The following is a 25,411-nucleotide window of genomic DNA, read 5'->3' on the forward strand; positions in this document are numbered from 1 at the left end:
CAGTGGAGTCCGAGCTGACCGTTCCCCCGATCTTCTCGCCCATTCCACCGGCGATACACCCGCGGCACGCGGACATAGACGTCCAGACCGCGGCCTGGGCCGAGACGTACCGCATCGGATCCGAGGCGCTGCGCGCCAGGCTGGTGATGCAGGACATCGGCACGTTCTCGGCGCGGATCCTGCCCGAGGGCCGCGAGGAGGTCGTCTCGCTCCTCGCGGACTTCGTCCTGTGGCTCTTCGGAGTCGACGACGGTCACTGCGAGGAGGGCGAACTGGGCCACCGGCCCGGCGACCTGGCCGGCCTGCTGCACCGCCTGATCCGGGTGGCGCAGAACCCAGAGGCGCCGATGATGCAGGACGACCCGCTGGCCGCGGGCCTGCGGGACCTGCGGACGCGCGTCGACCGGTACGGCACGGCGGGCCAGGCGGCCCGCTGGGTGGACGCCCTGCGCGAATACTTCTTCTCGGTGGTGTGGGAGGCCGCCCACCGCCGGGCCGGCACCGTGCCCGACCTCAACGACTACACCCTGATGCGGCTGTACGACGGCGCGACCTCGGTCGTCCTGCCCATGCTCGAAATGGGCCACGGCTACGAGCTCCAGCCCCACGAGCGGGACCGGACCGCGGTGCGCGCCGCGGCCGAGATGGCGTCGTTCGTCATCACCTGGGACAACGACATCTTCTCCCACCGCAGGGAGCGCAGGGCCCCCGGCTACTACCTCGACGCCCTGCGCGTGCTGGAGCAGCAGGGCATGAGCACCGAACAGGCGCTCACGACCGCGATAGCCCAGCGGGACCGTGTGATGTGCCTGTACATGCGCCTGTGCGGGCAGTTGTCCGAGCAGGGCAGCCCCCAGCTGCGCCAGTACCTGCGCAGCCTGTCCAGCTTCATACGCGGTGCCCAGGACTGGGGCGTCAGCTCCGTGCGCCACACCACCCCCGACGACCCGGCGAACCCGCCGCCCGTCTTCGGCGACACCCCGACGGACGACCGCCACGAGCCGCTAAACATCCCCGCCATCGCCTGGTGGTGGGACCTCGTGCCCGGCGCCGTCCCCACCGTCCACGGGCGGCACGCCGCGCGTGCAGCCTAGGGTCTTTCGTTTGGATCAGGCCGGATCAGCGAGCGGGATCTGGTGCGTGCGATCGCAAGGCGGAGGAGGGAGACAATGGCGGAGCCATGGCGACCGACGACAACGCGGCGAGCGTGCGTGCCAGGGCCCGCGAGCCCGGCATGATCCAAACGAGAGGCCCTAGGTGTGCTGTCCCGGGACGTTGGTGACACGCCTGCTGGGTGCTTGAACAGGTGAGGGCCTTCTGGGTTCGGTGTGGATTGCGACATCTACGCCCGACCGCAGGAGGCCCTCGTGTCCCACCGTAATGCCCCGCTGACGCCGACCGGCAGGCTGCGTCTGGCCCGGTGTGTCGTGGACGACGGCTGGCCTTTGCGACGGGCCGACAGCACCCGCGCGATGCCCGGGGACGTCTCCGAGCCGCGCCGTACCGCCGCCAGGACGTGACGGCGCGGCTGGTCCCGCTCCAGCACGCGCATCACCACGCCGCCCCGGCGCTCCGCCGCCATGCGCGGCACCAGCGCGACGCCCATGCCGGCCTCGACCATCGCCAGGATGGCGGTCCAGCCGGCCGCGCTGTGCGCCTGTTCCGGGACGAAACCGGCGCTCTCGCAGGCCGCGAGGGTGATCTCCGACCAGGGACCGCTGCCGCCGAAGATCCAGGGCTCCTCCGACAGGTCGGCCAGCCGCAGCCCGTCACGCCCCACCAGCGGGTGGTCCGCCGGCAGCGCCACGTCCAGCGGGTCGGCGAGCAGGGGCACCAGGGCGAACCGGGGATCGCGGGCCGTCGGCGCCTGGGCGGCCAACGAGAGCGCCAGGTCCACCCGGCCCGAGGACAGCAGGTCGTACGCCTCGGCCGCCTCCGCCTCCCTGACGCGGACCTCGAGCCCCGGATACGCGGCCCGCAGCCGCCGTACGGCGGGAACGACCAGCGCGGGCACCGCCGTCGAGAACGCCCCGACGCGCACCGTCCCCGTCTCACCCCGCAGGTACCCGGCCAATTCGGCGTCCGCGCGCTCCAACTGGGCGAACACCGACTCGGCGTGACGCAGCACCAGGTGGGCGGCGTCGGTGAGCCGGACCCGGCGGCCGTGCGCCTCGAGGAGCGGGACGCCGAGCTGCGAGGCCAGGTTCGACAGCTGCTGCGAGACCGCCGAGGGCGTCATCAGCAGCGCCTCGGCCGTCGCCGTCACGGTCCCCCGCTCGCTGAGCGTGCGCAGGATCCGCAGCTTCCTGATGTCCCACTCCCGCGTACCGGTCATGCCCGCACGCTATCCGGGCCGGGCGCGGCCACCGCTTCCTGGTGCGGCGCGGCCCTTCCCCCGGCGGTGGCGGCCGTCGCGCCTCTCGCCGCCGCGAGCATCACTCCGCCGAGGATCAGCCCCATGCTCACGAACTGCGCCGGCCCCATCGACTCGCCCAGCACGGCGTACGACAGCAGGGCCACGCACACGGGCTGCAGGTAGTAGACGGCTCCCGCGCGTGCGGCGCCGATCAGGGCGATGGCGCGGTTCCAGGCGAAGAAGGCGACCGCCGAGGAGAAGACGCCGACGTACACCAGCGGACCCACCGTTCCCGCCGTCGGGGCGAAGCCGCCCTGGAGGGCGAGACTGACGGCGAAGACGGGCGCGAGCAGCAGCGCGCCCAGCACGAAGGTGACGAAGAGCAGGACCAGCCCGTCGATCCCGGCGGGACGCCGTCGCAGCAGCGCGCTGTACGAGGCGAAGCTGAGCGCCGCGGCGAACATCCACAGGTCTCCGGCGGAGAAGTCCACCGACAGGGAGCCGTCGCCGACCAGCAGCAGCACACCTCCGCAGGCGACCAGCATCCCCGTGGTGCGGCGCGCGCCGAGCCGTGCCCCGCCCAGCCTCTCGTACAGCGCCATCACCACGGGCGAGGCGGCCATGATCATGCCCATGTTGCCGGCGGACGTGGTGAGTCCGGCCTGGTTGACGAGGGTGTTGTAGACGGTGACGCCGAGCAGGGAGGCGGCGAGCAGGAAGCGCGGATGGCGGCGGATCAGCGCGCGCTGCCGCCAGGCGGCGCCCACCGCGAAGGGCGCCACCGCGACGACGGCCACGATCCAGCGCCAGAAGGCGGCCTGCACCGGCGGCACGGAGTCGTGCAGGGCCCGTGAGGTGACGAAGCTGCCGGACCAGACGACGGTCGCCGCCGCCGCGAACAGCAGTCCCGGCGCCGCTCCGCGCCGCGCCCATCGCGCGGCGGTCGTCCTCCCGGTGGTGCGGGCGTGCTCCGGGGCCGTCACGGTCATCCTGTGCCTTCCTGTCGAGTGGGCCGGTGCGTCCACCGTCACCCGGGAAGACTCGTCAGGTCCATCGCATACTTACGACGATTCTTTTCAGCAGATCTGAACGATCGGCTCCCCGCACGACAAAGGCGCCCCGGACGCATCAGCGTCCGGGGCGCCTCGAAGGCTGGGTTCAGCGCGGAGTCAGCTCTGCTTCCTGGACTTGTCGAGCACCATCACCAGGCCGGCGATCACCACGAACAGGGCGATCGGCGCCACGACATACAGGCCGAGGGTCTCGGCCACGCTCAGACCGGGACCCGGGTCGTCGCCGTCGTCCGGGGTGAGCGCAAGCGCGGGGGACGACATCAGCAGCATCATCAGCGTCGTACCGGCTGCGACGGCGCCGGCGCGCAAGGCGTTCTTCTTGTCCACGGTGCCAACGTAGCGAACGCCTTTCAGGGCCGCGCGCCCGGGGGTGCCGTACGGGACCGGGAGCCGGTTGGCGGGGGTGCCGTACGGGACCGGGAGCCGGTTGGCGGGGGTGCCGTACGGGACCCGGAGCCGTTTGGCGGGGGTGCCGTACGGGACCCGGAGCCGTTTGGCGGTGCCGTACGCGGGGCCTCGCGGTTCCCCGGAGGTGCGAAGACCTTCATCAGCCGGTGCAGGCGGGGCGAGGCGGCGAGGTCCTCCAGGGACGCCGGCCGGCCCTCGCCGTCCGCGACGGGCAGGCGCCAGTTCGGGTACTCGTCCCAGGTGCCCGGCAGGTTCTGCGGGCGGAGGTCGCCGACCGCGTCCGGCAGCCACACCCCGACCATGCGCGCCGGCGTGCGCAGCAGGAAGCGGTAGACCGCCCGGATGCCGGCCTCCTCGTCGCCCGCGCCCTCGGGCAGCAGGCCGAGGGTCTCCAGCAGCCCCAGCCACTCCTGCACATCGGCCGCGTCCTCGGTCCGCTCCTGCTCCAGGCCCCCGGTCAGCAGCCCGAGCCGGTGGCGCAGCTCCACGTGACTGCCGCCGAGCCGGGCCGCGGTGGACGGCAGGTCGTGGGTGGTGGCGGTGGCGACGCATCCCTCCCGCCACCGCCCCGGCGGCAGCGGCCGGCCGTCGCCCGCCCAGTCCCGCTCGAACCAGAGCACGGAGGTGCCCAGCACGCCACGGTCGGCGAGCGCCTCCCGCACACCCGGCTCGACCGTGCCCAGGTCCTCCCCCACGACGACGGCGCCCGCGCGGTGCGCCTCCAGGACGAGGACCGCCAGCATCGCCTCGGCGTCGTAGCGGACGTACGTGCCCTCGGTGGGCGGGGCGCCCTGCGGCACCCACCACAGCCGGAACAGGCCCATCACATGGTCGATGCGCAGCGCGCCCGCGTTGCGCAGGATGCTCCGCAGCAGACCGCGGTACGGCGCGAACCCGGTGGCGGCCAGCGCGTCGGGGCGCCAGGGCGGCAGGCCCCAGTCCTGGCCGCGGGCGTTGAACGCGTCGGGCGGGGCGCCGACCGACATCCCGGCGGCGAAGACGTCCTGCAGGGCCCACGCGTCGGCGCCGCCGGGGTGCACTCCGACGGCCAGGTCGTGCACGACGCCGACGCCCATGCCCGCCTCGCGCGCCGCCCGGCCCGCGGCGGCGAGTTGTGTGTCGGTCAGCCACACGAGGCGGCTGTGGAAGTCGACCCGGTCCATCAGCTCGCTCCTCGCCCGCGCGGTCTCGGGGGAACGGGGGTCGCGCAGCGCGGCCGGCCAGCTGTGCCACGCGGAGCCGTGCACCTCGGCGAGCGCGCACCAGGTCGCGTGGTCCTCCAGGGCCCGGCCCTGCTCGGCGAGGAAGGCGCAGTAGGCGGCGTGGCGGCCTGGCCCGAGCGGGACGGCGTGCAGGATCTCCAGGGCCTCGCGCTTCAGCTCCCACACGGCGTCCCGGTCGATCAGCGCGCCCTTGGCAAGGACGGATTCACGCAGCTCGGCGCCCTTGTCCCGCAGCTCCTCCAGCCGTGCGCGCCGCGCGGGGTCCGCGTACGCGTACTCCGGGACGTCCTCGACGCGCAGATGGACGGGGTCGGGGAAGCGGCGCGACGAGGGGCGGTACGGGGAGGGGTCGGCGGGGGCGCCCGGCACCGAAGCGTGCAACGGATTCACCTGGACGAAGGACGCGCCCAGCGCGCGGCCGGACCAGGTGGCGAGTTCGGCGAGGTCTCCCAGATCCCCCATGCCCCAGGACCGCGCGGACAGCAGGGAGTACAGCTGCACCAGGAAGCCGTACGACCGGCCCTCGGGCCGGGGCGCCTCACGGGGCGCGACGACGAGAGTGGCGGCGGCGGTGCGGCCGTCGGGGGTCTCGGCACAGAGCCGGTGCACGCCGTGGGGCATGCGGTCCCAGCCGCCGGGCCGTCCCGTCCCGGGGACGACCTCCCCGCCGTCCTCCGTCTCGACGCGCAGCCGGGTGCCGCCGGGCAGGTCACCGAGCGCGGACGGCGGCTGCGTCCGCGCGCCGTCCTGCCAGACGACGACCGTCTGCGGCAGCAGCCGCGCCGCCGCGGCGCGGTCCGCACGGTCCAGGGCGGCGCTGACCGCCCGCGGGGTGGACGCGTCGATGCCGAGCGCGGCGAGGACGGCGACGACGGTGGCGTCGGGGACCGCCACGGTCACGCCCTCGGAGGGCTGGAAGGCGGTGGCGACTCCGTGCAGCGCGGCGAGCCGGGCAAGGCCCATGCGGACTCCTTCAGGCCCCTGGTGACTCCGCGCCGCCCGCCGTGCCGTGGGCGGTCGGCTCGCTCGTCAGGGGCGCGATGTCGGCGAGCGGGGGCTCGCTGGTGAGAGGGGCGGCGTGAGCGAGCGGGGGCTCGCTCGTGAGCGGCACGTCGTGGGCGAGCGAGGGCTCGCCGGTGAGCTGTGCCTCGTGAGTGAGCGGGCAGCCTGCCGGGGCATGCGCCGGCTGCGCCGGGACCTGTTTGGACAAGGCGGAGAGCAGCAGGTGCGCGGATGCGGCCACGGTAAATCACTCCAAGCGGGCGTGAACGGTCGTGAACGGGTCACAGCAGCCCTACCCCGTGGGCACGACCGCAGACGTAAACGACCGGCCAACGTGTTCCGGGTCACATGGTGTTGCCCTTCCGGCAGTCGGCCACGGCGACGCGCCGAGCCGCTCCGGAGGTCCGCAGACTCGTCCCGATCGTCCACCACGCCAGGCAAAAGGCACACAACGGCCAGGTGCATTGACACTCCCGCGGTGGGGGTGGTGGGCTCGAAACCGACCGGAACGGCAGGGGAGACCGAGGGGAGACCGGCGTGCGGCTCGGGGGCGGAAGACGTACAGCGGCGGCCGTCGCCGTCGCCGTCATCGGCGGTCTGCTGGGCGGGGCGCCGGGGGCCGTCGCGGCCCCCGCGGACCCCGGCGCACCGGCGGGCTCCGCGCAGGACCCCGAGGGCGCCGCGGCGGCGCCCTCCGTGTGGCCGCGCCCCCAGTCGCTGCGGGCCACGGGCGGCGCCGTCCCGCTCGGCGACGAGGCGACCGTCGTCGCGGACCCGGCCGCCGACCCGCACGCGGTAGGGCTGCTGAAGGACCTGCTGCGCGAGGCCGGTGTACGGACGGTGCACACCGCACTGCCCGGCCGCGGGCCGGTGTTCCGGGTCGCAGGCCAGGGCGCGCACGAGGCGCTGCGCGCCCTGCGCGCGGCGGAGCGCGCCGACCTGCCGGCGGGCGGCTACCGCCTGGCGGCGGGCCGCACCGGCGGCCGCGACACGGTCGCGCTCGACGGCGTGGGCGGCGACGGCCTGTTCCACGCGGTACAGACGCTGCGGCAGCTCGTGACGGACGGCAGCGTCGCGGGCGTCGTCGTGCGCGACTGGCCCGGAACAGCCGTGCGGGGCCTGACGGAGGGCTTCTACGGCGAGCCCTGGTCGCACGAACAGCGGCTCGCGCAGCTCGACTTCATGGGGCGCACCAAGCAGAACCGCTACCTGTACGCCGCCGGTGACGACCCCTACCGGCAGTCGATGTGGCGCGAGCCGTACCCGGCGGCGCAGCGCGCCGAGTTCCGCGAACTGGCCGAGCGGGCGCGCCGCAACCACGTCACGCTCGCCTGGGCCGTCGCACCCGCGCAGTCCATGTGCCTGGCCGACGACGGGGACGTACGGGCGCTGACCCGCAAGATCGACGCGATGTGGGCGCTGGGGGTGCGCGCCTTCCAGCTGCAGTTCCAGGACGTGAGCTACAGCGAGTGGCACTGCGACAAGGACGCGGAGACGTACGGGTCGGGTCCCGAGGCCGCGGCGAAGGCACAGGCACGGGTCGCGGACGCCGTCTCGCGGCACCTGGCCGACCGCCACCCGGGCGCCGAGGCGCTGTCGGTGATGCCGACCGAGTTCTACCAGGAGGGGGCCACGGAGTACCGCACGGCGCTCGCGAGGGAGCTCGACGGGGCGGTGCGCGTGGCGTGGACCGGTGTCGGCGTCGTGCCGCGCACGATCACGGGACGTGAACTGGCGGGCGCGCGGGACGCGTTCGACCATCCGCTGGTCACGATGGACAACTACCCGGTCAACGACTACGCGCAGGACCGGCTGTTCCTCGGCCCGTACACAGGCCGGGAGCCGGCGGTCGCGACCGGCTCGGCGGCTCTGCTGGCCAACGCGATGGAGCAGGCGTCCGCCTCCCGCATCCCCCTGTTCACCGCGGCCGACTACGCCTGGAACCCCAAGGGCTACCGCCCCGAGCAGTCCTGGCAGGCCGCGCTGGACGACCTCGCGGGAGGCGACCCGCGCACGCGGGAGGCGCTGGCGGTCCTGGCCGGGAACGACTCGTCGTCGATCCTCAGCCCCGAGAGCGAGTCGGCGTACCTGCGGCCGCTGATGGACGCGTTCTGGAGCTCCCGCACCACGACGGACGCCGGGGCGCGGGACCGGGCGGCGGCGGCGCTGCGTTCGGCGTTCACGGTGATGCGCCTCGCGCCCGAGCGGCTCGAGCACACGGCCGACGGGCGACTGGCCCACGAAGTGCGGCCGTGGCTGGACCAGTTGGCCCGTTACGGCCGGGCCGGCGAGCTGGCGGTCGACATGCTGCAGGCCCAGGCGCGCGGGGACGGGCAGGCAGCCTGGCGGGCGTCTCTCGACCTGGAGGCGCGGCACAAGGAACTGCGGGCGAGCCGGGCCACCGTCGGCAAGGGCGTGCTCGGCCCGTTCCTCGACCGCGTGGTGAAGGAGTCGCGGGCGTGGACGGGCGCCGACCGGGTCAGGGAGGGCGAGAACACCGTCTGGCTGGAGCGGCCGCGTCCGCTGACGGCGGTCACGGCGATGACCCAGCCCACCGCCTCCCCGCGCGGGCGTCTCGAGGTGCACGTGCCCGGCGAGGGCTGGCGTGCGCTGGCGCCGCTGTCGGCCGGGGGCTGGACGCAGACCGACGCCAGGGGCGTGAAGGTCGACGCGCTGCGGGTGTCGCCGGACGGGGACGAGCCGGTCCCGGTCCGTTCGGTGGTGCCGTGGTTCGCGGACGAGCCCGCGGCGGGGCTCGACCTCGTCCGCACCCAGACCAACGCCGAGATCGGCGGTGCTCCGCAGCGTGCCGGGGTGCGCCTGACGGCGCAGCGGCCCGGGGAGGTGCGCGGCGCGCTCACCGCGAAGGCGCCGGCGGGCATCGAGGTGAAGGTGCCCAAGGAGACGACGGTGCCTCGCGGGCTGCGGACCACGGTCCCGGTGGAGGTGACGGTCCCCGAGGACACGCCGGCGGGCGAGTACCGCGTGCCGCTGTCCTTCGCGGGGCAGGAGAGCACGCTGACGGTGCGCGCCTTCCCGAGGACGGGCACCACGGACCTCGCGCGCGGCGCCGGCGTGCGCGCCTCCTCGTCCGGCGACGAGACCGCGGACTACCCGGCCGCGGCGGCCGTCGACGGCGACCCGCGAAGCCGCTGGTCCTCGACGCTCGGCCCGACGGCCTGGTGGCAGCTGGAGCTGCCCCGGCCGGAGCGGGTGGGCCTGGTGGTGCTGCACTGGCAGGAGGCGTACGCGACGAGGTACCGCGTCCAGGTCTCGGCGGACGGCCGGGTCTGGCGCACGGCGGCGACGGTCACGGACGGCAGGGGCGGACGCGAGGCGGTCCGCATGGACGCCAGGGGCACCCGCTTCGTCCGTGTGCAGGGCGACGAGCGGGTCACCGAGTTCGGGTACTCGCTGTTCTCGGTGGAGACCTACGCGGTCGCGGAGTGAGGCCCGGGCACGGCCGCAAAGTGGCATGCGGCCGACGGCGCGGGAGTGCGCGGCGCCCTCCCCGCTCGCGCGGGGAGGTGCACAAAAAATGGCCTTCGGTCGTCAGGCGGAAATGCCGTCGATCCGGGCCATCGCGTCGTCCGCGCCGTACGGCTGCAGGTAGGGCAGCCAGCGCGGGTCCCTATGTCCGGTCCCGATGATGCGCCAGGCCAGTCCGCTCGGCGGCGCGGGCTGGTGGCGCAGGCGCCATCCCAGTTCGCGCAGGTGCCGGTCGGCCTTGACGTGGTTGCAGCGGCGGCAGGCGGCCACCACGTTGTCCCAGGCGTGCTGTCCCCCGCGACTGCGCGGAACGACATGGTCGACGCTGGTTGCGACGCCACCGCAGTACATACAGCGCCCGCCGTCGCGGGCGAAGAGCGCTTTGCGGGTGAGAGGAACGGGCCCCCGGTAAGGGACCCGCACGAACCGTTTGAGCCGCACCACGCTGGGAGCGGCGACGACACGGGTCGCACTGTGCATGAAGGCGCCGGATTCCTCGAGGCAGGTTGCCTTGTTCTCCAGGACGAGGACGAGCGCGCGGCGGAGCGGTACGACGCCGAGCGGCTCGTACGACGCGTTGAGGACCAGGACATGCGGCACGGTGGATGCCTCCTTGTACGCCGGCGGCGCGTGGCTCGCGCCGGGACGATCTGTCTTCAGTTTGTCCTCATGGCCGGTCCCGGCGCCACCACGTGCGCGTAACGGGCTGGAGGTGTTTTCCGCCACAGGCCTCGGGACGTTCCTCCCCTTTTCTTCCCCCGGGTGAGCCTTGTCTCTCCCTCGGCCGACCACGGGGTGACAGCCTTCGTCCCCCGTTAGGGTGGTTGGTCTCATCGCTCCCTGGAGGTTCTCCCCTGTGACCGCGTTCTGGTCCGCCGTCCGCACGGACGCCGATCCCTCGCCCGCACCCGTCACGCTCGACGAGGCCGCCAAGCAGGCCGGCGACGCCGCCGGCTGGGTCGAGGAGAACTGGTCGACCTGGCTGAACACCGGGCTGCGCATCGCGCTGATCCTGGTCGTGGCCCTTGTCCTGCGCATGCTCGTGCGCCGGGCCCTGACCAAGCTGATAGAGCGGATGAACCGCTCCGCGCAGGCGGTGGAGGGCACGACGCTCGGCGGTCTGCTGGTCAACGCGGAGCGGCGCCGGCAGCGCTCGGAGGCCATCGGCTCGGTGCTCCGCTCGATCGCGTCGTTCGTCATCCTCGGCACCGCGTTCCTGATGATCCTCGGGGCGTTCAAGATCGACCTCGCGCCGCTGCTCGCCTCCGCCGGTGTCGCCGGTGTCGCGATCGGTTTCGGTGCGCGCAACCTCGTCACCGACTTCCTCTCCGGTGTCTTCATGATCATGGAGGACCAGTACGGCGTCGGGGACTCGGTCGACGCGGGCGTCGCCTCCGGCGAGGTGATCGAGGTCGGCCTGCGCGTCACGAAGCTGCGCGGCGACAACGGCGAGATCTGGTACGTCCGCAACGGCGAGATCAAGCGGATCGGCAACCTCAGCCAGGGCTGGGCGACCGCCGGCGTCGACGTCACCGTCCGCTCGTCCGAGGACTTGGACCAGGTCAAGGCCGTGATCGGGGAGGTGGCGGACGACCTCGCCAAGGACGAGCCGTGGAACGAGCAGCTCTGGGGCCCGGTCGAGGTCCTGGGCCTGACCGAGGTGCTGCTGGAGTCGATGACCTTCCGCGTGTCGGCGAAGACCATGCCGGGCAAGTCGTTCGGCGTGGAGCGCGAGCTGCGCTGGCGGATCAAGCGGGCCTTCGACGCCGCGGGCATCCGGATCGTCGGCGGTCTGCCGCAGCAGGCGACGGAGGCGGCCGCCGACCCGGCCGCCGGCATGGCGCCGCCGTCCGCCTATGCGTCGACGACGTCGCCGCAGTCGCTGGCCGCGTCCCCGATCCCGCCGCCCGCCAACCTGACGAAGTAGCCGCCCGCCGGGCCCCGGACGCCCGGCCGCACCGCTCGCAGCGCCCCCTCGGTAACGCTTTGGTTGCCCAGGGGGCGTTTGCCATTGACGACCCGCCGAGGGCGGCCTACTTTCCTCTACAGAATAGGAAAGTTTCCTAACAGTCCAGAGCAAGGGCAGGTGCAACCGTCGTGGCCGGAACGACGCCCGGAACCCCGCGTGTGCTGCGCGCCATGAACGACCGTGCCGCACTCGATCTGCTGCTGGAGCACGGCCCGCTCTCCCGTACCCGGATCGGCAAGCTGACCGGACTGTCCAAGCCCACCGCCTCCCAGCTGCTGGCCCGGCTGGAGGCCGCGGGCCTCGTCGTCGCGACGGGCACCACCGCGGGGCGGCCGGGCCCGAGCGCCCAGCTGTACGCCGTCAACGCCCGCGCCGCCTACGCCGCCGGGCTCGACGTCACCCCGCAGCGCATCCGCGCCGCCGTCGCCGACATCACGGGCGCAACCGTCGGCGAGTTCGAGCTGCCCACCCCCGGGCGGCGCGCGGAGAGCGTCGTCCGGCAGGTCACCGGCGCGCTCGACGGCGCCGTCAAGGCCGCCGGCGTCACCCGTGCCGACGTCCACCGCATGGTCGTCGGCACGCCCGGCGCCTTCGACCCCTCGACGGGCCGCCTGCGCTACGCCTCCCACCTGCCCGGCTGGCACTCCCCCACCCTGCTGGGCGAACTCGCCGCGGCGCTGCCGATGCCCGTCGAGTACGAGAACGACGTCAACCTCGTCGCCGTCGCCGAGCAGCGCGGCGGCGCCGCCCACGGCCACGAGGACTTCGTCCTGCTGTGGAACGAGGAGGGCCTCGGCGCCGCCGTCGTCATCGGCGGCCGGCTGCACCGCGGCTTCACGGGCGGCGCCGGCGAGGTCGGCTTCCTGCCCGTGCCCGGGACGCCGCTGGTCCGCCAGGTGACCAAGGCGAACAGCGGCGGCTTCCAGGAACTGGCCGGCGCCCAGGCGCTGCCCCGGCTCGCGCGGGAGCTCGGCATCGAGGGTGTCGGCAGCGGCCCGCACACCGAGGTCGCCACCGCGCTGGTCGCCCGTGCCGCCGAGGCGGGCTCGGGGCCGTACCGTCAGCTGCTCGACGCGTACGCGACCGGGCTCGCGACCGGGCTCGCGTCCATGGTCGCCGTGCTCGACCCGGAGCTCGTCGTCCTGTCCGGCGAGGCGATCGTCGCGGGCGGGGAGCCGCTGCGCGAGCGAGTCCAGGCCGAGCTCACCGAACTGGCGGCCTCCCGGCCCCGGCTGGTGCTCGGCTCGGTGCGCCGCAGCCCGGTGCTGCGGGGCGCGCTGGAAAGCGCCCTGGCCACGACCCGCGACGAGGTCTTCGACACCTCCCGCTGAACCCTCGTCTCCGCTTCTCCCCTTCGCCCCGACTCCGTCCTCGTCACAGGGAGACACCGCCATGCCCAGAGACCGCCGGACCACGGCCGCCGCGCTCGCGGCGGCGGCCGCGATATCGCTCCTCGCGTCGGCCTGCACCGGCTCGGCCGGGAACGGCGCCGCCGACGACCCGGACGCGAGGACCACGCTGACCTTCTGGCACGGCTGGTCCGCACCCGCCGAGGTCGCGGCGATCGAGGCCAACATCAAGGCCTTCGAGGACAAGCACCCAGGCATCACGGTCGAGGTCGTCAAGGGCATCACCGACGACAAGCTCAACCAGGGCCTGCGCGCGGGCGGTTCCAGCGCCCCCGACGTCGTCTCGTCCTTCACCACCGACAACGTCGGGCGGTTCTGCTCCTCCAAGGCACTCACCGACCTGAAGCCGTTCCTGGACACGTCCGGGATCGACCCGCGCAAGACGTTCCTGCCGCAGATGGCCGAGTACACCGAGCACGACGGCACCCGCTGCACCGTGCCGCTGCTGGGAGACGCGTACGGCCTCTACTACAACAGGACCGCGTTCGAGGAGGCCGGCATCAAGGCCCCGCCGAAGACGCTGTCCGAGTTCGACGCGGCGGTCAAGAAGCTCACCAGGCCCAAGGGCGACGGCTTCGAACGGCTCGGCTTCATGCCCCTGTACCTCGGCTACGAGACCACGGTCGAGCACTACGGCGGCCAGTTCGGCATCCAGTACGTCGACGCCGACGGAAAGTCGAACACGGCCAAGGACCCGGCCGTCAAGGCGATGCTGACCTGGCAGAAGAAGCTCGTGGACGACCTCGGCGGCTTCGCGAAGCTCAACCGGTTCCGCACGGCGCTCGGGGACGAGTGGGGCCCCAAGCACCCGTTCCACACCGGCCAGGTCGCCATGCAGCTCGACGGCGAGTGGCGCGGCAAGATGGCCTCCGACGCGAAGCTCCCCTTCGAGATCGGCGCGGCGCCCTTCCCCGTCCCCGACGACCAGGCGGCCGACTACGGCAAGGGCTACCTCTCCGGCACGGTCCTCGGCATCGCGAGCAACAGCCCGCGCAAGAACGCCGCGTGGGAGCTCGTGAAGTATCTGTCCACCGACACCGACGCGGTCGTCTCCTTCGCCAACGCCATCCACAACGTGCCCTCCACCGTGGCGGCCCTGAAGTCGCCGAAGCTGAGCGACGACCCTCTGTACCGCACGTTCGTCGACATCGCGCAGCACCCCAAGAGCTCGCACGCACCCTCGTCCGTCAACGGCGGCGCCTTCCTGCTCACCCTCCAGGACTACGCCCAGACGTACGAGAAGGGCACCGAGAAGGATCTGGACGCCCTGCTGAAGAAGAACGACATCCAGGTCGACAAGGACAACGAGCAGGCCCGCTGATGACCACGGCCCGCCTCGCACCGGGACTGAGGTCCAAGCGCCGCCGCTCCGCGCTGCGCACCCTCGGCTTCCTGTCCCCCTGGCTCGTCGGGTTCGGCGTCTTCTTCGCCTACCCGCTGATCGCGACCGTCTACTTCTCCTTCATGGAGTACGACGGGTTCGCCCCGCCCGCCTTCGTGGGCCTGAAGAACTGGGTGTACGTCTTCCGGGACAACCCGCATCTGTGGCCCGCCCTGGCCAACACCCTGTGGCTCGTCCTGGTGATGGTGACGCTCCGCGTCGCCTTCGGGCTCGGCATCGGACTGCTCGTCACCCGGATCAGAACGGGCGCGGGAGTCTTCCGCACCCTGTTCTACCTGCCCTACCTGGCCCCGCCGGTCGCGGCGACGATGTCGTTCGTCTTCCTGCTCAACCCCGGCACGGGCCCGGCCAACACCGTCCTCGGCGCGCTCGGGCTCGGGCAGCCCGAGTGGTTCACCGACCCGGCCTGGTCGAAGCCCTCGCTCACGCTGCTCGCGCTGTGGGGCATCGGAGACCTGATGGTCCTGTTCATGGCGTCGCTGCTGGACGTGCCCAAGGAGCAGTACGAAGCGGCCGCGCTCGACGGCGCGAGCACCTGGCAGCGCTTCCGCTTCGTGACGCTGCCCACCATCTCGCCGATCGTGCTCTTCGCGGTGATCACCGGAGTGATCGCGACCATGCAGTACTACACCGAGCCCCTGGTGGCCGCGAAGGTCGCCAGCGGTGTGATCGGCGGCTCGGGGCAGCACTTCGAACCTGGCTACCCGGACAAGTCCACGCTCACCGTCCCGCAGGTCGTCTACAACCTGGGCTTCCAGCGCTTCGACACCGGAGCGGCGTGCGTGGTCGCGCTGGTGCTGTTCGCCCTGGCCATGGTGTTCACGGCGTTCCTGATGCGCCGGCGCAGCGGCTTCATGTCGCCGGAGGACTGAGCGATGACCCGGACGACAACAACCGTGCGCCCGCCCGTCCCGCCGGCGGCCGTGACCGCGGCGGGCACCGCTGCCCGGCGCACCGCGCGCCGCAGGGCGGCCCTGGGATGGGTCGCCGTCCACGCGCTCGGCATCGCCGCCGCGCTGTTCTTCGTGCTCCCGTTCGTCTTCGTGTTCCTGACCGCCGTGATGAGCGACGACCAGGCGCTGACCCGCGATCTGTGGCCGCGCACCTGGGAGTGGGGCAACTTCGCCACCGTGTGGAACACCCCCGGGTTCCTGACCTGGTGGCGCAACACACTGCTGTACGCGGGGCTCGGGACGGTACTCGCCGTGGCCAGCAGCCTCCCGGTGGCGTACGCGCTCGCCAGATTCCGCTTCCGCGGGCGCAACGTGATGATGATGCTGGTGATCGCGGCGATGATGCTGCCGCCGCAGGTGATCGTCGTGCCGATGTACCTGTTCTGGGCGAAGCAGATGGATCTCGCGGGCACGCTGTGGCCGCTGATCGTCCCGTCCGCCTTCGGCAACGCGTTCACGATCTTCCTGCTGCGGCAGTTCCTGCTGACGATCCCCCGCGAGTACACCGAGGCGGCCAGGATCGACGGCTGCGGGGAATTCCGCGCGATGGTCCGCGTGGTGCTGCCGATGGCCAGGCCGGCGATCGCCGCGGCCGCGCTGTTCCACTTCTTCTTCTGCTGGAACGACTACTTCGGACCGCAGATCTACGCCTCCGAGAACCCGGCCGCCTGGACCCTGAGCTACGGCCTGGAGTCCTTCAAGGGCGCCCACCAGACCGACTGGAACCTCACCATGGCGGCCACGGTGCTGATCATGGCACCGGTGATCGTGGTCTTCTTCTTCGCACAAAAGGCCTTCATCGAGGGCGTCACCCTGACCGGAGTAAAGGGCTGATCCATGAAACTCGCTGTTGTGGGGGGCGGTTCCACCTACACCCCCGAGCTGATCGACGGCTTCGCGCGGATGCGCGACACGCTGCCGGTCTCCGAACTCGTGCTGATCGACCCCGCCGCCGACCGGCTCGACCTCGTCGGCGGCCTGGCCCGACGGATCTTCGCCAAGAAGGGCCACGACGGACGCATCGTCACCACCTCCGACCTGGACGCGGGCGTCGCCGACGCGGACGCGGTCCTGCTGCAGCTGCGCGTCGGCGGTCAGGCCGCCCGCCAACAGGACGAGACCTGGCCCCTGGAGTGCGGCTGCGTCGGCCAGGAGACGACGGGCGCGGGCGGCCTCGCCAAGGCGCTGCGCACCGTTCCGGTGGTGCTCGACATCGCCGAGCGCGTCCGCCGGGCCGGCCCCAACGCGTGGATCATCGACTTCACCAATCCGGTCGGCATCGTGACGCGGGCACTGCTCCAGGCCGGTCACCGGGCCGTGGGCCTGTGCAACGTCGCCATCGGGCTCCAGCGCAAGTTCGCGAGACTCCTCGACGTGGCCCCGGCCGGCGTCCACCTCGACCACGTGGGGCTCAACCACCTCACCTGGGAGACCGGTGTGCGCCTCGGCGGCCCCGACGGCGCCGACATGCTGCCCAAGCTGCTCGCCGAGCACGGCGACGCCATCGCCGACGATCTGCGGCTGCCACGCCCCCTGCTGGACCGGCTCGGCGTCGTCCCCTCGTACTACCTCCGCTACTTCTACGCCCACGACGAAGTCGTGCGGGAGCTGCGCACCAAGCCGTCGCGGGCGGCGGAGGTCGCGGAGATGGAGCGCCGACTGCTGGAGATGTACGGCGACCCGGCGCTCGACGAGAAGCCGGAGCTGCTCGCCAAGCGCGGTGGCGCCTTCTACTCCGAGGCCGCCGTCGATCTCGCCGCGTCGCTGCTGGGCGGTGCGGGCAGCCCGGTGCAGGTGGTGAACACCTGGAACAAGGGCACGCTGCCGTTCCTGCCGGACGACGCGGTCATCGAGGTGCAGGCCCGCGTGGGCACGGAGGGCGCCGCACCGCTGGCCGTGCCCGACCTCGATCCGCTGTACGCGGGATTGATCGCCGATGTGACGGCGTACGAGGACCTGGCGCTGGAGGCCGCGCTGCGCGGCGGACGCGACCGGGTCTTCAAGGCCCTGCTGGCCCACCCGCTGATCGGCCAGTACGCCTACGCGGAGAAGCTCACCGACCAGCTGATCGCGCACAACCGGGAGCACCTGGCGTGGGCGTGACCGGCATCCCCGTAAGCCGCCCCGGTCCCGCGGGCCCGTCGGGGACCCCGTCCACCGGACGGGCCTGGGGGAGCTCCCGTGGACCCCGCGGGGTGGTCCTCGCCATCGACGCGGGAAACAGCAAGACCGACGTCGCCTGCGTCGGCACCGACGGGGCCGTCCTGGCATCGGCCAGGGGGCCCGGGTTCCAGCCGCCGAGGGTCGGCGTCGCCGCGGCTGTCGACACGCTCGCGTCGACGGTCGGCGAGGCGCTCGCCGCCGCTCGGGCCCGCGGCACGCCGATCGACGCCGCCGAGCACGTCTCGGCCTGCCTCGCCAACGCCGATCTGCCCGTGGAGGAGGCGCAGTTGACGGCGGCCCTGCACGAGCGCGGATGGGGACGCACGACGCAGGTGCTCAACGACACCTTCGCCGTTCTGCGCGCCGGGGTCGACGAGCCGCGGGGCGTCGCCGTGGTGTGCGGCGCGGGCATCAACTGCGTGGGGATGCTGCCGGACGGCCGCACCGCACGCTTCCCCGCCATCGGGAAGCTCTCGGGTGACTGGGGCGGCGGTGCGGGACTCGCCGACGAGGCTCTGTGGTTCGCGGCGCGCGCCGAGGACGGGCGGGGCGAGCCGACGGCGCTGGCGCGCACGCTTCCCGCGCACTTCGGCCTCGACTCCATGTACGCGCTGATCGAGGCGCTGCACCTGGGCCGTATCGCGGCCGTGCGCAAACACGAGCTGACTCCGCTGCTGTTCGCGGCCGGCGCGGACGGCGACCCGGTGGCGCGCGGTCTGGTGCGCCGGCTCGCGGAGGAGGTGGTCGCCATGGCCGCGGTGGCGCTGGGACGGCTGGACCTTCTGGACGAGGAGGCGCCGCTGGTGCTGGGCGGCAGCGTGCTGGCGGCCCGGCACCCCCAACTCGACGCGGACCTCGCCGAACTGCTGGCCGTCAAGGCGCCCAAGGCAGTGGTGCGCGTGGTGACGGCGGCGCCGGTGCTGGGAGCGGCGCTGCTCGGACTCGACCATGTCGCCGCACCGCCCGAGGCGCATCGCACGCTGCGGGCCCGGTACGGGGGTTGAGACACTCGGCGGGCATGCGCGCCGTCCGCTCCCCTGGCCGGGACGGGCGACGCACACATTTTCGGCCGTGGGCCCGGCCAGGCGGCCGCACGTTCACTCGTTCGGTGGGAACCGGGCCGGGCCGGGAAGCGTATTCACTGGGGGGACAAGGGTGGGGACGGGCCTGGCACGACGCCGACGGAGGGCCCGGGGCGCGAAGAGTCGAACAAGATCCAGTCAATTGTGGTGTGAAGCAGTCCCCTGCGGCCATACTGCTGGCCGGGAGTTGTCCCAGGACCCGCCGGGGGGCGGGCCGTCGGCGACCGAGGGGGAGGTCACGTGACACACCCGCCGAATGTGCGCACCGCGCCCCGGCCGGCCGCGGCGCCCGTGCCCGCACGGCCTCCGGCAGGACCGGCGCACGGCGGCGCCTGGGCCGAAGGAAGGCGACGGCTGCGGGCGGCGGCGACGACCGAGCCGGGGCGGCTGCAGATCATCGGGGCCGTGCTCGCGGGGCTGGTGGTGCTGTTCGGCGCGGTGACGGCGCTGGAGGTCTCCGACCGGGCCGCCTCCGCCGACGACGTGGTGAGCCGGAGCCAGCCGCTCAGCGCGGACGCCGCTTCCATCTACCGCTCGCTGGCCGATGCGGACACGGCGGCGTCCAGCGGCTTCCTGGCAGGCGCCGAGGAGCCGCGCGACGTCCACCAGAGGTACGAGAAGGACATCGCGCTCGCGTCACGGCTGCTGGTCAAGGCCGCGACGAACACCGACAGTTCGAGCGAGTCGGGCCGTCAGATCGCCGAGCTGAACGAGCAGCTCCCGCGGTACACGGGACTGATAGAGACCGCCCGCGCGAACAACAGGCTCGGCAGGCCGCTCGGCGGCGCGTATCTGCGCTTCGCCAACGAGCTGATGACCAAGCAGCTCCTGCCCGCCGCCCAGCGTCTGTACGACGCGGAGACGGCGCGGCTTGAGCAGGACGACGAGGACGCCCGCTTTTGGCCGGTGCTCTCGCTCGCGGCCGGTGCGGCCGCCCTCGCCGTGCTGGTGTGGGCCCAGCGGCGCAACTACCGCCGCACGAACCGGGTCTTCAACCACGGGCTTCTCGCCGCCACCGCCGCGTCCACCGTGCTGCTGCTCTGGCTGACGGTCGGACACACGGTGGCCCGCGCCCAGCTGAACGACGCCAAGGCGCACGGCCAGCAGTCCCTCAAGGTCCTGGGCGACGCCCGCATCAACTCCCTGAAGGCCCGGGCCAACGAGAACCTGACGCTGGTCGCCCGCGGCGCGGTGCTGACCGACGACGGCAAGAGCGACAAGTACGAGACGGAGTACGCCGGCGGCATGGCACGGCTCGGCGAGCAGCTGGGCCGTGCGCAGCGGATGGCCGACGACGGCGAGGGGCGCGGTCCGGTCGAGGACGCCGTGCGGAGCGTGTCGCAGTGGCAGACCCGCCACAAGGACGTGACCGCCACCGACAGGGCGGGCGACTACGACGGCGCGGTGCACAAGGTCATCGGCGGCAAGGGCTCCACGGACGAGTCGTTCGACCAGGTGGACAAGGCGCTGGAGAAGGCGCTGGCGCACGAGCAGCGGGAGTTCACCGAGGCCGCGGAGGCCGGGCGCGAGGCGCTCGGCGGACTGCCGGCCGGGGCGGCGCTGCTGGCCCTGCTCGGGGCCGTGGCCGCGATCCTGGGCATCAACCGCAGGCTTTCGGAGTACCGGTGAGAGGGGGAGAGATGACGGACACCAGGCCGGGCTCGCGTCCGAGGCGCACGCGGCGCCCGAGCAGCCTGCGCGGCTGGGGCGGTGTCGCGGGCATGGCCGCCGCGTGCGCGCTGACCGCGGCCGTCACACTGCTGCCGCTGGCCCATGGCGGCGCGGACGTCCTCAGCCCGCACCCCGCCGGTCAGGGCATGGCGGTTTCCGGCAAGGCGGACGACTGCGAGGACCCGGAGGCGTCGCTGCGCCCGTCCACGGCCGGCGGACCGAACATCGACGCGATCAAGAAGCGGGGCAAGCTGATCGTCGGCGTCGACCAGAACAGCTACCGCTGGGGCTACCGCAACCCGGGCGGCGACCAGGAGGACGCGGACGGTCCGGCGGGCGACGGCTCCGACGGCTCAGAGGGCTCCGGCAGTCGGACCGGCGGCGTCCTGGAGGGCTTCGACATCGACCTCGCCCGCGCCATCGCCGAGAACATCCTCGGCAGCAAGGACGCCGTCATCTTCCGGGCGATCCCGACCAACCAGCGCATCGCCGCGCTCGACAGCGGCGCGGTGGACATCGTCGTGCGCACCATGACGATCAACTGCGCCCGGATCGAGCAGGTCGCGTTCTCCACGGCGTACTTCCAGGCGGGACAGCAGGTCCTCGCGCCGAAGAGCTCGCCGATCACCGGGTACGACACGTCCCTGGCCGGCAAGCGGGTGTGCTCGGCCGAGGGCTCGACGGCGTACGAGGCGCTGGAGAGGAACAGCTTCGGCGCCACGTTCCAGGACGCCCACGACGGGCAGCCCGCCGACGAGGACCTGTACACCGTGCCGAACCAGCTGGACTGCCTCGTCAGGCTCCAGCAGGGCCTGGTCGACGCGATCGTCACGGACAACGCCCTGGCGGCGGGCCAGGCCGCCCAGGACCCGGCGGTCGAGCTCAAGGGCGGCAAGCCGTTCACCACCGAGTACTACGGCGTGGCCACCAAGCTGGGCAAGGACGACCTCGTGCGCCGGGTGAACCAGGTGCTCGTCGACTACCGCAAGGGACCCTGGATGCAGTCGTACAACAAGTGGCTGGCCGCCGATCTGCCCGGCATAACGGCGCCGCCGGAGCCGAAGTACCGGGCGGAGTAGGCCGGCGCCGGTGACGAGCGCCGGGCGTAGGCCCCGGTGGACGAGCCGGGCACGACGGCACCAGCAGCAGGACGGGCACGGTCCGGGACGCGTCGCGGACCGGTTCGCAACAGTTCGGAACAGTTCGGAGACGAACGGAGAGGTGATCGATGGGCGTCGCGGGACCCTTCCCCGGCTCGGCGGGGACGCCGCACGGGCCGGTGATGGACCGGGACGAGGTGGACCGTGCGCTGGCGCGGCTCGGCGCGGAGCACGAGGCGGTCGAGACCTCGCTCCTCGCCCTCCAGGACCACGCCGGGCGACGGCTCCTCGAAGGGGCCGAGCTGACCGGCGTCACCAAGGAGCGCTGGGCGGCCGCCGAGCAGTCGATCACGCTGCTGTGGAACTACTTCGACGCGTACACCGCCGCACTGACGGACATCCGTGAACTGCGCGCACGCCGCCGCTGGTCCAGTCGCGAGGACCTGGCCGAGCTCACCGAGCGGCTGCGCGGCCGCAGCGTGACGGTGGCCGGCCAGGCCGCGGCGCCGGCTCCGTCGCTCACCGGCCCCGCCAGACTCTCCGAGCAGTTCACGCTCGAGGAGCTGGTCGCCCGGATGAACGAGCTGTACGCGGCCGCGCTCGACATGGTCGTCGCCGCGGACGCGGTGTGGTCGGCGCTGCCCGCCCGGATCGACCTGCTCTCCGCCGAGCTGCAGCGCACCCGTTCGCTCGCCCGTTCCGTGGGCGTCCGGCCCGGGGAGCACCCCTCCGGGGACGACCTGGAGGACATCACCCACGAGCTGTCCGCGCTGCGTGCCCAGGTGGTGTCCGACCCGCTCGCCTTCTGGCGGCCCGCACCCGGCAGTTCGGCGCCGGGCGGCGGCCGCCCGGACACCGACCGCTACGACCGTGCGGCGCGCGCCCTGGAGGACGTGCGCCGGGAGCTCGAGGCCGTCCTCCAGGTCCGGCAGGACTCGGAGGAGCGGCTGCTGAGGCTGCGCGACGTGCTCTCGCGCGCCGACCGGACGCTGACCGAGGCCCGCTCGGCGCGCGGCGAGGTGCTGGCGAAGATCGCCGCGTCCGAGGTGCCCGCGGTCAGCGGGCCGCCCACGGCGCTCCAGGAGCGGCTGGCCACGGCCGCCGAGTACCGGCGGCACTCCCAGTGGCACCGGCTGTCGCCGCTGCTGGAGTCGCTGGAGCGCGAGGCCGAGGACGAACTGCACCGGGCCAGGGAGTCGTTGACGGCCGTCACAGCGCCGCTGGCCGTGCGCGCCGAGCTGCGTGGCCGGCTCGACGCGTACAAGGCCAAGGTCGCCCGTCACGGGATGGCGGAGGACCCGCTGCTGATCGAGCGGTACGACGCGGCCCGGCGGATGCTGTGGAGCGCGCCGTGCGATCTGCGGGCCGCCGAGCAGGCGGTGCTGCGCTACCAGCAGGCCGCCGCCGAGGTGCTGGTGCCGAGACAGGGCCGAGCGGAGCCCGAGGACCGCAGGGGGGATTCATGAGCGGGACGACGAACTGCCAGCGGCCCGGCTGCGAGGGCTCGTACGAGGACATGGGCGGCGGTGAGATGTACTGCGACACGTGCGGTCTCGCGCCCGTCGTGTCCCCCACCGGCATGGTCGGCTCGCAGCCCACCGGCATCGCCGGGGGCGGCCGGGACTCCTCGTCGGCGCGCAGCGGTTCGCGTTCCTCACGGGCCTCGTCGCGGTCGTCGTCCTCGCGCCGTTCGGTGTCGGGCAGGCTGTCGCGGTCGCTGACCGGCAGCAGCACGTCGTCGCGCTCCGTCTCGGTGCGCAGCTCGGGTTCGTCCACCGGCTCCTCGGGACGCGGCAGGCTGGGCGCCGGCCTGGTCGCCGTGCCGGAGGTGCCGCGGCCGGACCCGCGTACGGCGGTGATGGCCGACCCCGAGGTGCCGGAGCGGAAGCGGTTCTGCTCGCGCTCGGACTGCGGGGCGCCGGTCGGCCGCGCGCGCGGTGACCGCCCCGGGCGCACGGAGGGCTTCTGCACCAAGTGCGGCCACCCGTACTCCTTCGTGCCCAAGCTCAAGGGCGGCGACATCGTGCACGGCCAGTACGAGGTCGTGGGCTGCCTGGCGCACGGCGGTCTCGGCTGGGTGTACCTGGCGGTGGACCGTGCGGTGTCCGACCGGTGGGTGGTCCTCAAGGGCCTGCTGGACACAGGCGACCAGGACGCGATGGCCGCGGCGATCTCGGAGCGCCGCTTCCTCGCCGAGATCGAGCACTCCAACATCGTCCGCATCTACAACTTCGTCGAGCACCTCGACCAGCGCACCGGCTCCCTGGACGGCTACATCGTCATGGAGTACGTGGGCGGCAAGTCGCTGAAGGAGATCGCCAACGAGCGCCGCGGCCCGGACGGCCGGCGCGACCCGCTGCCGGTCGAGCAGGCGTGCGCGTACGGCATCGAGGCGCTGGAGGCGCTCGGCCACCTGCACAGCAGGAACCTGCTCTACTGCGACTTCAAGGTCGACAACGCCATCCAGCAGCAGGACCAGCTCAAGCTGATCGACATGGGCGCGGTCCGCAGGATGGACGACGACGAGTCCGCCATCTACGGGACCGTCGGCTACCAGGCCCCCGAGGTCGCGGAGGTCGGCCCGTCGGTGGCCTCCGACCTGTACACGGTCGCGCGCACGCTCGCGGTGCTGACCTTCGACTTCCAGGGCTACACGAACCTGTTCGTGGACTCCCTGCCCGACCCGGAGCACATCCAGGTCTTCCGCACCTACGAGTCGTTCTACCGGCTGCTGGTGCGCGCCACCGACCCGGATCCGGGGCGCCGGTTCGCCTCGGCCCAGGAGATGGCCGAGCAGCTGACCGGGGTGCTGCGGGAGGTCGTCGCGATGCAGACGGGCCGCCCCCGCCCGGCGCTGTCGACGCTGTTCGGGCCCGAAGTGCGCGTGACCGACACCGAGCTGTTCGCGGAGCTCGACGAGGACGTCTCCGTGCTCGGCACCCGTCCCGCCCCGGGCGCGCGCCGCCCGAATGCCACGGCGCACGGGAGCTCTCCGGCAGCCGCCGCTGTGCCGCCCGGAGCACCACCGACGCCCTCACTGCCCGGCGCGCCCCCGCCGCCGGCCGGCCTCCCCTCCCCCGCGGCCCCTGCCCCGGTGCCCGCCCCGCGCACACCGGACGGCGCGACCGCGCTTCCGGCGCTCGCCCCGCACCTCGCCGTGCTCGACACGCGCGCGGCTGCCCTCGCACTGCCGGTCCCCCGGGTCGACCCCAACGACCCGAACGCGGGCTTCCTCGCCGGTCTGATGGCCTCGGCCCCCGCCGAGCTGATCGCCGCGCTGCACGCGGCCGCGGCGAGTTCGCCGGAGACGCTGCTGCGGGAGCTGCGCGCCCGGCTGGAGATGGGCGATGTCGCATCGGCGGCCGGGACGCTCGCCACCCTGGAGGGCGCGCGGCCGGACGACTGGCGCGTCGTCTGGTACCGGGGCGTCACCTCGCTGGTGACGGGCGACCACGAGGCGGCGGCGCTGTCGTTCGACGCGGTCTACGACGCGTTCCCGGGCGAGAGCGCGCCCAAGCTCGCACTCGGCCTGTGCGCCGAGGTGCTCGGCCAGCTCGACAACGCCGCGGAGTACTACCGCCTGGTGTGGACCACGGATCCGAGCTTCGTCAGCGCCGCGTTCGGGCTCGCCCGTGTGCAGGTCGCCGCGGGCGACCGTGCCGGGGCCGTACGGACTCTGGAGTCGGTGCCCGAGGTGTCCATCCACTACACGGCGGCGCGGGTGGCCGCCGTGCGGGCCAGACTGCGCCGACGCGCCGCGCACGAGCCGCTTCTGGGTGACCTGTCGGCGGCCGCCGCGCAGGTGGAGGCCCTGGGAGGCTTCGGTCTCGACCCGGTGCGACGCGAGAAGCTGGCCACCGAGGTGCTCGGGACGGCGCTCGACTGGGTACTCTCCGGAAGTCCCGGAGCCCTGCCGTCCGTTCCGACCGCACCCCCCGCGCCGAGCGCGAGCACACCGACCGTGCTGCTCGGCAGCGAACTGGACGAGCGCGGCCTGCGCTTCGGCCTGGAGCGCTCCTACCGGGTCCTGGCCCGGCTCGCCCAGCGCGGTGAGGAGCGGATAGAGCTGGTGGAGCGGGCCAACCGCTACCGCCCCCGGACGTGGGTGTGA

18 protein-coding genes and 1 pseudogene are annotated in these 25,411 nt (G+C 73.2%); 13 read left to right on the plus strand and 6 right to left on the minus strand.

The window, feature by feature from the left end; translation table 11 throughout:
- Positions 1-2: 2 nt before the first annotated feature.
- On the plus strand, positions 3-1,094 hold the full coding sequence (locus HW130_RS19220) for a selina-4(15),7(11)-diene synthase (RefSeq protein WP_177150951.1): 1,092 nt from the start codon (positions 3-5) through the stop codon (positions 1,092-1,094).
- A 359-nt stretch (positions 1,095-1,453) separates the two neighbouring features.
- Here the strand turns inward: HW130_RS19220 and HW130_RS19225 are convergent.
- The 5 genes and pseudogenes from HW130_RS19225 to HW130_RS19245 form a co-directional block, all read right to left on the minus strand.
- Positions 1,454-2,335 (minus strand): annotated as a pseudogene (locus HW130_RS19225) (LysR family transcriptional regulator); the annotation flags it as partial.
- Positions 2,332-3,345: a DMT family transporter gene (locus HW130_RS19230; RefSeq protein ID WP_177150868.1), complete on the minus strand. Its 1,014-nt coding sequence runs from the start codon at positions 3,343-3,345 to the stop codon at positions 2,332-2,334. The pseudogene HW130_RS19225 and the gene HW130_RS19230, both read right to left, overlap by 4 nt.
- A gap of 180 nt (positions 3,346-3,525) precedes the next feature.
- Positions 3,526-3,756 carry a hypothetical protein gene (locus tag HW130_RS19235; protein WP_177150869.1) on the minus strand — a complete coding sequence of 77 codons (231 nt, stop codon included), beginning with the start codon at positions 3,754-3,756 and terminating at the stop codon, positions 3,526-3,528.
- 23 nt (positions 3,757-3,779) lie between these two features.
- Positions 3,780-6,023 carry a 4-alpha-glucanotransferase gene (gene malQ, locus HW130_RS19240; protein WP_177150870.1) on the minus strand — a complete coding sequence of 748 codons (2,244 nt, stop codon included), beginning with the start codon at positions 6,021-6,023 and terminating at the stop codon, positions 3,780-3,782.
- Between the two features lie 10 nt (positions 6,024-6,033).
- The gene (locus tag HW130_RS19245; protein ID WP_177150871.1) at positions 6,034-6,303 is read right to left on the minus strand and encodes a hypothetical protein; all 270 of its coding nucleotides are present in this window, start codon (positions 6,301-6,303) and stop codon (positions 6,034-6,036) included.
- A 296-nt stretch (positions 6,304-6,599) separates the two neighbouring features.
- On the opposite strand from HW130_RS19245, the gene HW130_RS19250 reads away from it, so the two are divergent.
- Entirely contained in the window at positions 6,600-9,512 is a 2,913-nt protein-coding gene (locus HW130_RS19250; protein WP_177150872.1) for a beta-N-acetylglucosaminidase domain-containing protein, read from the plus strand.
- Positions 9,513-9,614: 102 nt separating this feature from the next.
- On the opposite strand, the gene HW130_RS19255 is transcribed toward HW130_RS19250, so the two are convergent.
- Positions 9,615-10,151: an HNH endonuclease gene (locus HW130_RS19255; protein ID WP_177150873.1), complete on the minus strand. Its 537-nt coding sequence runs from the start codon at positions 10,149-10,151 to the stop codon at positions 9,615-9,617.
- 256 nt (positions 10,152-10,407) lie between these two features.
- Between HW130_RS19255 and HW130_RS19260 the strand changes: the two genes are divergently transcribed.
- The 11 genes from HW130_RS19260 to HW130_RS19310 all read left to right on the plus strand — a co-directional run bounded on the left by HW130_RS19260 (position 10,408) and on the right by HW130_RS19310 (position 25,411).
- Entirely contained in the window at positions 10,408-11,478 is a 1,071-nt protein-coding gene (locus tag HW130_RS19260) for a mechanosensitive ion channel family protein (protein WP_177150874.1), read from the plus strand.
- Positions 11,479-11,690: 212 nt separating this feature from the next.
- Positions 11,691-12,851: an ROK family transcriptional regulator gene (locus HW130_RS19265; protein ID WP_177150952.1), complete on the plus strand. Its 1,161-nt coding sequence runs from the start codon at positions 11,691-11,693 to the stop codon at positions 12,849-12,851.
- A gap of 61 nt (positions 12,852-12,912) precedes the next feature.
- Positions 12,913-14,250 (plus strand): ABC transporter substrate-binding protein, encoded by a 1,338-nt coding sequence (locus tag HW130_RS19270; protein ID WP_177150875.1) that lies wholly within the window; start codon positions 12,913-12,915, stop codon positions 14,248-14,250.
- Positions 14,250-15,203, plus strand: a complete 954-nt coding sequence (locus HW130_RS19275) for a carbohydrate ABC transporter permease (RefSeq protein ID WP_177150876.1) — start codon at positions 14,250-14,252, stop codon at positions 15,201-15,203. The genes HW130_RS19270 and HW130_RS19275 overlap by 1 nt, the downstream gene beginning before the upstream one ends.
- Positions 15,204-15,206: 3 nt before the next feature.
- Positions 15,207-16,118: a carbohydrate ABC transporter permease gene (locus HW130_RS19280; protein WP_177150877.1), complete on the plus strand. Its 912-nt coding sequence runs from the start codon at positions 15,207-15,209 to the stop codon at positions 16,116-16,118.
- Between the two features lie 3 nt (positions 16,119-16,121).
- Positions 16,122-17,387: a 6-phospho-beta-glucosidase gene (locus HW130_RS19285; RefSeq protein ID WP_177150878.1), complete on the plus strand. Its 1,266-nt coding sequence runs from the start codon at positions 16,122-16,124 to the stop codon at positions 17,385-17,387.
- Positions 17,388-17,479: 92 nt separating this feature from the next.
- Entirely contained in the window at positions 17,480-18,451 is a 972-nt protein-coding gene (locus tag HW130_RS19290; RefSeq protein ID WP_177150879.1) for a BadF/BadG/BcrA/BcrD ATPase family protein, read from the plus strand.
- A 318-nt stretch (positions 18,452-18,769) separates the two neighbouring features.
- Positions 18,770-20,158, plus strand: a complete 1,389-nt coding sequence (locus tag HW130_RS19295; RefSeq protein WP_375256550.1) for a hypothetical protein — start codon at positions 18,770-18,772, stop codon at positions 20,156-20,158.
- An 11-nt stretch (positions 20,159-20,169) separates the two neighbouring features.
- A complete protein-coding gene (locus HW130_RS19300) occupies positions 20,170-21,279 on the plus strand; it encodes a glutamate ABC transporter substrate-binding protein (RefSeq protein WP_177150880.1) in 1,110 nt (369 codons plus the stop codon).
- Between the two features lie 149 nt (positions 21,280-21,428).
- Positions 21,429-22,766 (plus strand): hypothetical protein, encoded by a 1,338-nt coding sequence (locus tag HW130_RS19305; RefSeq protein ID WP_177150881.1) that lies wholly within the window; start codon positions 21,429-21,431, stop codon positions 22,764-22,766.
- Positions 22,763-25,411 (plus strand): serine/threonine-protein kinase, encoded by a 2,649-nt coding sequence (locus HW130_RS19310; protein WP_177150882.1) that lies wholly within the window; start codon positions 22,763-22,765, stop codon positions 25,409-25,411. Before HW130_RS19305 ends, HW130_RS19310 begins: the two co-directional genes overlap by 4 nt.

Origin of the sequence: Streptomyces sp. PKU-EA00015 (assembly GCF_013387495.1) — a bacterium.
GTDB lineage: Bacteria > Actinomycetota > Actinomycetes > Streptomycetales > Streptomycetaceae > Streptomyces.